At 68.5% G+C, this 8,182-nt stretch carries 7 protein-coding genes and 1 pseudogene; 5 read left to right on the top strand and 3 right to left on the bottom strand.

Going from position 1 to position 8,182, the window contains the following annotated elements; all coding sequences use genetic code 11:
• A partial coding sequence (gene ilvC, locus ADBZ6I_RS14030; RefSeq protein ID WP_526384843.1) for a ketol-acid reductoisomerase occupies positions 1 to 820 on the top strand: 820 nt, incomplete at its 5' end.
• A 24-nt stretch (positions 821 to 844) separates the two neighbouring features.
• Here the strand turns inward: ilvC and ADBZ6I_RS14025 are convergent.
• On the bottom strand, positions 845 to 1,192 hold the full coding sequence (locus ADBZ6I_RS14025) for a hypothetical protein (protein ID WP_526384841.1): 348 nt from the start codon (positions 1,190 to 1,192) through the stop codon (positions 845 to 847).
• A gap of 206 nt (positions 1,193 to 1,398) precedes the next feature.
• Positions 1,399 to 2,826 carry a phytoene desaturase family protein gene (locus ADBZ6I_RS14020; protein WP_526384839.1) on the bottom strand — a complete coding sequence of 476 codons (1,428 nt, stop codon included), beginning with the start codon at positions 2,824 to 2,826 and terminating at the stop codon, positions 1,399 to 1,401.
• Between the two features lie 83 nt (positions 2,827 to 2,909).
• Between ADBZ6I_RS14020 and serA the strand changes: the two genes are divergently transcribed.
• Together serA and ADBZ6I_RS14010 are read left to right on the top strand one after the other, a co-directional pair.
• On the top strand, positions 2,910 to 4,502 hold the full coding sequence (gene serA, locus ADBZ6I_RS14015; RefSeq protein ID WP_526384845.1) for a phosphoglycerate dehydrogenase: 1,593 nt from the start codon (positions 2,910 to 2,912) through the stop codon (positions 4,500 to 4,502).
• 70 nt (positions 4,503 to 4,572) lie between these two features.
• Complete coding sequence (locus ADBZ6I_RS14010) at positions 4,573 to 5,583, top strand: 3-isopropylmalate dehydrogenase (protein ID WP_526384837.1); 1,011 nt, start codon at positions 4,573 to 4,575, stop codon at positions 5,581 to 5,583.
• Here ADBZ6I_RS14010 and ADBZ6I_RS14005 read toward each other — a convergent pair.
• Positions 5,580 to 5,918, bottom strand: a pseudogene (locus ADBZ6I_RS14005) (MFS transporter); the annotation flags it as partial. The gene ADBZ6I_RS14010 and the pseudogene ADBZ6I_RS14005 overlap by 4 nt on opposite strands.
• A 177-nt stretch (positions 5,919 to 6,095) precedes the next feature.
• On the opposite strand from ADBZ6I_RS14005, the gene ADBZ6I_RS14000 reads away from it, so the two are divergent.
• Together ADBZ6I_RS14000 and gltX are read left to right on the top strand one after the other, a co-directional pair.
• Positions 6,096 to 6,884 (top strand): fumarylacetoacetate hydrolase family protein, encoded by a 789-nt coding sequence (locus ADBZ6I_RS14000; protein WP_526384835.1) that lies wholly within the window; start codon positions 6,096 to 6,098, stop codon positions 6,882 to 6,884.
• Positions 6,881 to 8,182: glutamate--tRNA ligase (gene gltX, locus ADBZ6I_RS13995; RefSeq protein WP_526384833.1), on the top strand; the 1,302-nt coding region annotated here is incomplete at its 3' end. The genes ADBZ6I_RS14000 and gltX, both read left to right, overlap by 4 nt.

Genomic DNA, 8,182 nt, shown 5'->3' with positions numbered 1-8,182 from the left:
CGACACCCCGGCCGAGGTCGCCAAGTGGGCCGACGTGATCATGCTGCTAGCGCCCGACACCGCACAGGCCGAGATCTTCAAGTCCGACATCGAGCCCAACCTCAACGCCGGCGACGCGCTGTTCTTTGGCCACGGCCTGAATATCCACTTCGGTCTGATCAAGCCGCCGTCCGACGTCACCATCGGCATGGTCGCCCCCAAGGGCCCCGGCCACCTGGTGCGCCGGCAGTTCGTCGACGGCAAGGGCGTGCCCTGCCTGGTCGCCATCGAGCAGGACCCGACCGGTAATGGCTTGGCCCTGGCTCTCTCTTACGCCAAGGCCATCGGCGGCGCCCGCGCCGGCGTCATCAAGACCACCTTCAAGGACGAGACCGAGACCGACCTCTTCGGCGAGCAGGCCGTGCTGTGCGGTGGCACCGAGGAATTGGTCAAGACCGGTTTCGAGGTCATGGTCGAGGCCGGGTACGCCCCGGAATTGGCCTACTTCGAGGTGCTGCACGAGCTGAAGCTCATCGTCGACCTGATGTACGAGGGCGGCATCGCCCGGATGAACTACTCGGTGTCCGACACCGCAGAGTTCGGCGGCTACCTGTCCGGCCCGCGCGTCATCGATGCCGACACCAAGAAGCGCATGGAGCAGATTCTCAAGGAGATCCAGGACGGCACCTTCGTCAAGCGCCTCGTCGCCAATGTCGAGGGTGGCAACTCCGAGCTAGAGGGCCTGCGCAAGAAGAACGCCGAACACCCTATCGAGGTCACCGGCGCCAAGCTACGCAAGCTGATGAGCTGGGTCGACCGGCCCATCACCGAGACAGCCTGAGCCGGGGGCGGGCCGCCCGCAGCGTCAGCGGGCGACTGCCTGCACCCGCTGCGGCGCCCGCATGGGCCGCGACTGGCGCTCGGCGGCTTCCGCCGCCCGCAGGTGGTCGGCGTTTGCCGCGTCCATGGCGTAGTCGAGCACCGATTCACGGCTGATCATGCCGTACCGGACCAGGAGGTCGACGGGATTGATACCGAAGGCCTTCGCCAGTCGGATCAGGTTGTTGGCGTTGGTAAGCCGGCCCTCGTCGCGTGCGAGGTAATAGGCCGACCGGGACACACCCAGCGCGTTGACGATCTCACCGGTGCGAAGCTGACGACCGAGGATGTACGAGAGCACGGTACCGATTTCCCGGTTGCTGTCGTTGACCACTGGAACTCCTCGGGGCTGGGGAGCGAACCCTGGAAGCATAACCGCAGCTAACGTCAGGATGTCGAAATCCGGTCATGTCGGACCACTTGGCGCCAAAAAAATTCCGGGCTCTAAGTGCGGTGCAATGTCGGTGTTAGATCCATCACACCCCGAAATTGTCACGAAACACTAATGGCAGCAACGATTCCCGTGTCGTCGACAAGAACTCAGGGACGCAGGGCTGGAACCGGTAGGCCGAATTCCCGGTCCAGCACGGTTCGGGCCGCGTAGAAGCCGCTCATGCCGTGCACTCCGCCGCCTGGTGGGGTGGCCGACGAGCACAGGTACGCGTGCGGAATCGGGGTGGCCCATGGGTTCACCCGTGGGGTGGGGCCGAGCAGGGCGCGGATGACCGAGTTGCCGCCGACGCCGATGTCGCCGCCGACGTAGTTCGCGTCGTGCAGGTGCAGATCCGACGCCGGGACACTGCGGGTGGCGACGACGATGTCGGAGAAGCCGGGCGCGAATCGTTCCAGCACCGCGGTGATCACGTCGGCCTGGTCCACGCTCGATCCGGCCGGCACGTGGGCGTAGGTCCAGAACGGCCGTCGGCCCCGGGCGTCGATGCGACTCGGGTCGGCGACCCACGACTGCGCGGCCAGCACCATCGGCCACTGCGCGTGGCGGCCGTCGGCCACCTCCCGTTCGGCGTGCGTCATCTGCGCCCGGGTTCCGCCGAGGTGCAACGTCGGAGCCGAGGCCAGCCGTTCATCGGCCCATGGAATGTCCTCGGAAAGAACGAAATCCACCTTGGCCACACCGGGGCCATATCGGTACTGCTGCAGTGCACGGCGGTACCGGTCGGGCAGCGCCGAGCCGTAGATGTCCAGCAGCGCGGTCGGCGCGGTGTCGTAGAGCACCACCCCCGGCGGCGCAGCGGTGACGTCAACCCCGGCCTGCACCGTCCCGCCGTGCGCGCGCAGGTCCTCGATCAGGGCGTCGGCGATGGCCTGACTGCCCCCGACCGGCACCGGCCAACCCGTGGTGTGCGCCAGGGTCGCCAGCAGCAGGCCCGCGCCCGCCGCCACCAGTGACGGCATCCTCGCGATCGTGTGGGCGGCCGCACCGGTGAACAACGCCCGCGCATCCTCACCGCGCAGCAGATTCCACGCCGGGGTGCCCTGCTCCAGCATCCGCTGGGCCAGTAGCGCTGCCGCCGGGATATCCGGCGGCAAGGAGCGCTTGTCGCCGATCAGGAAACCCACCACCTCGTCGCCCCGGGCGGCCAGCGGACCGAGCAGGTGCCGCCAGTCACCGCCGTGGCGCAATCCGGCGCAGGTGCGCTCCAGATCCCGATAGGCCAGCGCGGCCGGCTTGCCCGGCAGCGGGTTGGCGTAGGAGATCTGCGGGGCCACCAGACCCACACCGCGCGAGCGCAGATCGAACTCGGCGAAGAACGGTGAAGCCAGCGCCAGCGGGTGGATCGCCGAACAGATGTCGTGACAGACACTGGGGAACTCCGGGTCAGGCAGGGTGCGCGAGCCCCCGCCCAGGGTGCTCTGAGCCTCCAGAACCTGCACCTTCAAGCCGGCGCGGGCGCACAACACCGCGGCTGCCAGGCCATTGGGGCCGCTGCCGACGACGGTGACGTCCATGCCCACTCTCCTTCCGGTTCCCCGCCTCTACTCTTCCCGATCTCCGGCGCTCTATCCCGTCCCATTACGCTGTCCGCGTGAGCCTGCCCTCCCAAAAGCCAGTAGTGCTGATTGCCGACAAACTTGCCGAGTCGACCGTGGCCGCCCTCGGCGACCAGGTGGAGGTCCGATGGGTCGACGGCCCGGACCGGCCCAAGCTGCTCGAAGCCGTGGTCGGCGCCGACGCGCTGCTGGTCCGCTCGGCAACGACAGTGGACGCCGAGGTGATTGCTGCGGCGCCCAAGCTGAAGATCGTTGCCCGCGCTGGCGTCGGCCTTGACAACGTCGACGTCGACGCCGCCACCGCCGCCGGTGTGCTGGTGGTCAATGCGCCCACCTCCAATATTCACAGTGCCGCCGAGCACGCGTGCGCGCTGCTGCTGTCGGCGGCGCGCCAGATCCCCGCCGCGGACGCCACCCTTCGCGAGCACACCTGGAAGCGTTCGTCGTTCAACGGCACCGAGATCTTCGGCAAGACCGTCGGCGTGGTGGGTTTGGGCCGCATCGGCCAGTTGGTGGCCCAGCGGCTGGCCGCGTTCGGCACCCACGTCGTGGCCTACGACCCCTACGTGCCGCCGGCTCGGGCCGCTCAGATGGGCATTGAGCTGCTGCCCCTCGACGACGTGCTGGCCCGTGCCGACTTCATCTCCGTGCACCTGCCCAAGACCAAGGAGACCGCGGGGCTGCTGGGTAAGGAGGCGCTTGCCAAAACCAAGCCCGGTGTGATCATCGTCAACGCCGCCCGCGGCGGGCTGATCAACGAGGACGCGCTCGCCGACGCCGTCAAGAGCGGCCATGTGCGGGCCGCCGGCCTGGACGTATTCGGCGCCGAGCCCTGCACCGACAGCCCGCTGTTCGACCTGCCGCAGGTGGTGGTGACCCCGCACCTCGGCGCGTCGACCAGCGAGGCCCAGGACCGCGCCGGCACCGACGTCGCCGCCAGCGTGAAGCTCGCGCTGGCCGGGGAATTCGTGCCCGACGCGGTCAACGTCGCCGGCGGTGCTGTCAGCGAGGACGTCGCGCCGTGGCTGGAACTAGTCCGCAAGCTCGGCGTGCTGGTCGGTGTCCTGGCCACCGAGCCGCCGGAAAGCCTGTCGGTCAAGGTGTCCGGTGAGCTGGCGTCCGATGATGTCGGTGTGCTCAAACTTTCCGCTCTGCGCGGGCTGTTCTCCACCATGACCGATCAGCAGGTGACGTTCGTCAACGCGCCGGCGCTGGCCGCCGACCGCGGCCTGGCCGCCGACCTGAGCACCGCCAGTGAAAGCCCCAACCACCGCAGCCTGGTCGACGTGCGGGTGGTCGGGCCGGACGGGTCGGCGGTCAACGTGTCGGGCACGCTGACCGGACCGCAGGAAGTGCAGAAGATCGTCGCGATCAACGGCCGCAGTTTCGACCTGCGGGCCGAGGGTGTGAACCTGATCCTGCACTACGGCGACAAGCCTGGGGCACTGGGCAAGATCGGCACCCTGCTCGGCGAGGCTGGCGTCAATATCGAAGCGGCCCAGATGAGTCAGGACACTTCGGGCGGCGGTGCGACGGTGATGCTGCGCCTGGACCGCGACGTGCCGGCCGATGTGCGAGAGGCGATCCGCGCTGCCCTCGACGCCAGCACGGTGGAAGTGGTCGACCTGTCGTGACCAGACGCGCGGCGCCGGTGAAACGCGCCGGCGACGATGCAGAGCGAAGCGATGAGGAGGAGCGGCGCCGGTGAAACTAGCTGTGATTCCGGGCGATGGCATCGGCCCGGAGGTGATCGGTGAGGCACTGACGGTTCTCGACGCGGTGCTGCCCGGAGTCGAGAAGACCGAATACGACCTGGGTGCCCGGCGCTACCACGCCACCGGAGAAGTCCTGCCGCCCACCGTCGTCGACGAACTGCGCAGCCACGACGCGATCCTGCTCGGCGCCATCGGTGACCCGTCGGTGCCCAGCGGTGTGCTGGAACGCGGTCTACTGCTCACGATTCGCTTCGCACTCGACCATCACGTCAACCTGCGGCCCAGCCGGCTCTACGACGGGGTGAACAGCCCGCTGGCCGGCACACCCGAGATCGATTTCGTGGTGGTCCGCGAAGGCACCGAAGGGCCCTACACCGGCACCGGCGGTTCGATCCGCACCGGCACCCCGCACGAAGTGGCCACCGAGGTCAGCCTCAACACCGCGTTCGGGATCGAGCGTGTGGTGCGTGACGCGTTCGCCCGGGCGGCCAAGCGCCGCAAGCACTTAACGCTGGTGCACAAGACCAACGTGCTGACCTTCGCCGGCAACCTGTGGTCCCGGGTGGTCGCCGAGGTGGGTAAGGAGTACCCGGACGTCGAGGTCGCCTACCAGCACATCGACGCCGCGACCATCCACATGGTCACCGATCCGGGCCGCTTCGACGTCATCGTCACCGACAACCTGTTCGGCGACATCATCACCGACCTCGCCGCGGCGGTGTCCGGCGGAATCGGCCTGGCCGCCAGCGGCAACATCGACGCCACTGGAACCAACCCCTCGATGTTCGAACCGGTGCACGGCAGTGCGCCCGACATTGCGGGCAAGGGTATCGCCGACCCGACCGCCGCGGTGATGAGCGTGGCGCTGCTGCTGTCGCACCGGGGGGAGGATGCGGCGGCAGCCCGGGTCGACAAGGCCGTCGCCGACCATCTGGCCACCCGCGGCGGAGCCGCGTTGTCCACCGCCGCGGTGGGCGCGCGCATCCGCGACCGGCTCTAGTGGTGTGACGATGCCGGCTTGTCCCGCGGCACCAGCGGGATGGCCAGCACCGGAAATAGCGCACAGACCGCGAACGCTGCCGGGTAACCGGCGGCGCCGATCAGCGCACCCATCAGCGGGGGCGTCAGGCCGGCCGTCAGGAACTGGCTGGTGTTCTGGGTGCCCAGCGCGCGGCCGCTCCAGAACGGTCCGGCGATCTCGGCGGTCGCCATATAGGCCAGTCCATTGTCGCTGACGGTCACCACCGAGGCCACGACCATCACGGCGACGCTCCACGGCGAGTCGAGTGCGTCGGTGACGGCCAGCGCCGCCATCGCGGCCGCCGCCCCGACAGCATCGACCAGCGGCGCACGGTGCTGATCGTTGCGACGCCCACGACGCCCATGATCGCCTGCGCGGCTCCTCCTCAGGGCCCGGGGGGCCCTGCATCGTCACACCATGGGGTCTGGTGGTGGTGTTCCTCCTCAGGGCCCGGGGGGCCCTGCATCGTCACACCATTAGGCTGTCTCGACATGCGCCTGGGTCGTATCGCCAGCCCCGACGGGGTGGCTTTCGTCAGCATCGATGGCGACGGGAACACTGCGACCGCCCGCGAGATCGCCGAGCACCCCTTCGGCACGCCGACCTTCACCGGCCGGTCCTGGCCGCTGGGCGATGTCCGTCTGCTCGCGCCCATCCTGGCGAGCAAGGTGGTGTGCATGGGCAAGAACTACGCCGCGCACATCGAGGAAATGGCCGACATGACCGGTCCGGCGCCCGAGGACCCGGTGATCTTCCTCAAGCCCAATACCTCCATCATCGGGCCGGGCGTTCCTATTCAATTGCCCGCCAACGCTTCCCCGGTGCATCACGAGGGAGAGCTTGCGGCGGTGATCGGCCGGCCCTGCAAGGACGTGCCTGCCGCGAAGGCCGCCGACGTCATCCTGGGCTACACCATCGCCAACGACGTCTCGGCGCGCGATCAGCAGCAGGCCGACGGCCAGTGGATGCGGGCCAAAGGCCACGACACCTTCTGCCCGGTCGGCCCGTGGATCGTCACCGACCTCGACCCCTCCGATCTGGAGATCCGCACCGAGGTCAACGGCTCTGTGCGCCAACGCAGCCGGACGTCGCTGATGATCCACGACATCGGCGCCATCATCGAATGGATGTCCGCGGTCATGACGCTGCTGCCGGGCGACCTGATTCTGACCGGCACCCCGGAGGGGGTCGGGCCGATCGAAGATGGCGACACCGTCAGCGTCACCATTGAGGGCATCGGCACCCTCACCAACCCCGTCATCCGGAAAGGCGCCAAATGACTCAGCCCGTGCGCGTGCGGTTCTGCCCGTCGCCGACTGGCACCCCGCATGTCGGCCTGGTCCGCACGGCGCTGTTCAACTGGGCCTACGCCCGGCACACCGGCGGCACGTTCGTCTTCCGCATCGAGGACACCGACGCCGCGCGGGATTCCGAGGAGAGCTACAACGCCCTCCTGGAGGCGCTGCGGTGGCTGGGCCTGGACTGGGACGAGGGCCCGGAGGTGGGCGGCCCGCACGAGCCGTACCGGCAGTCCCAGCGCGGCGATCTCTACCGCGACGTCATCGCCAAGCTGCGGGAGTCCGGTGAGGCCTACCCGGCCTATTCCACTCCCGAGGAGGTGGAGGCCCGGCACCTGGCCGCCGGGCGAAGCCCGAAACTGGGCTACGACAACTTTGACCGCGATCTGACCGACGAGCAACGCGCCGCCTACGAAGCCGAAGGCCGCAAGCCCGTGCTGCGCCTTCGGATGCCCGACGAGGACATCAGCTGGCACGACCTGGTGCGTGGCGAGACGACGTTCGCCGCGGGTGTGGTGCCCGACTTCGCACTGACCCGCGCCACCGGAGAGCCGCTCTATACCCTGGTCAACCCCGTCGACGACGCGCTGATGAAGATCACTCACGTGCTGCGCGGCGAGGACCTGCTGCCGTCGACCCCCCGCCAGATCGCCTTGCACCGCGCGCTGATCCGCATCGGCGTGGGGGAGCTGGTTCCCGAATACGCGCATCTGCCAACGGTTCTGGGGGAGGGCACCAAGAAGCTGTCCAAGCGCGACCCACAGTCGGATCTGTTTCTGCATCGAAACCGGGGCTTCATCCCCGAGGGATTGCTGAACTACCTGGCACTGCTGGGATGGGGTATCGCCGAAGATCGTGACGTGTTCACCCTCGATGAGATGACCGGCGCCTTCGATGTGGTCGACGTCAACTCCAATCCGGCCCGGTTCGACCAGAAGAAGGCCGACGCCATCAACGCCGAGCACATTCGCCGCCTGGACCCGGCGGACTTCGCCCGCCGGCTGCGGGTCTACTTGGACGCCCACGGCCACGACACCGGACTGGACGAGGCCGGTTTCGCCACCGCGGCCGAACTGGTGCAGACCCGGGTCGTGGTGCTCGCCGACGGCTGGAACCTGCTGAAGTTCCTCGACGAGGCCGGCTTCGCGATCGACCCGGTCGCCGGAGCCAAGGAACTCAAGCCGGACGCCGTTGAGGTGCTCGACGCCGCGTGCGCCGCTCTGGACGGCGTCGAGTCGTGGACCACGGCCGGCATCGAGGAGGCGCTCAAGGGAGCGCTG

Source organism: Mycobacterium sp., assembly GCF_044342925.1.
Lineage (GTDB): Bacteria > Actinomycetota > Actinomycetes > Mycobacteriales > Mycobacteriaceae > Mycobacterium.
The sequence above is the reverse complement of the archived record's forward strand: the minus strand, read 5'-3'. Positions and strand labels throughout refer to the sequence as shown.

What these genes read in the sequence shown, in the direction of transcription:
- ADBZ6I_RS14000 (WP_526384835.1), top strand. Translation starts at nt 6,096, where the DNA reads ATGCGCCTGGGTCGTATCGCCAGCCCCGACGGGGTGGCTTTCGTCAGC.
- ADBZ6I_RS14020 (WP_526384839.1), bottom strand. Translation starts at nt 2,826, where the DNA reads ATGGACGTCACCGTCGTCGGCAGCGGCCCCAATGGCCTGGCAGCCGCG.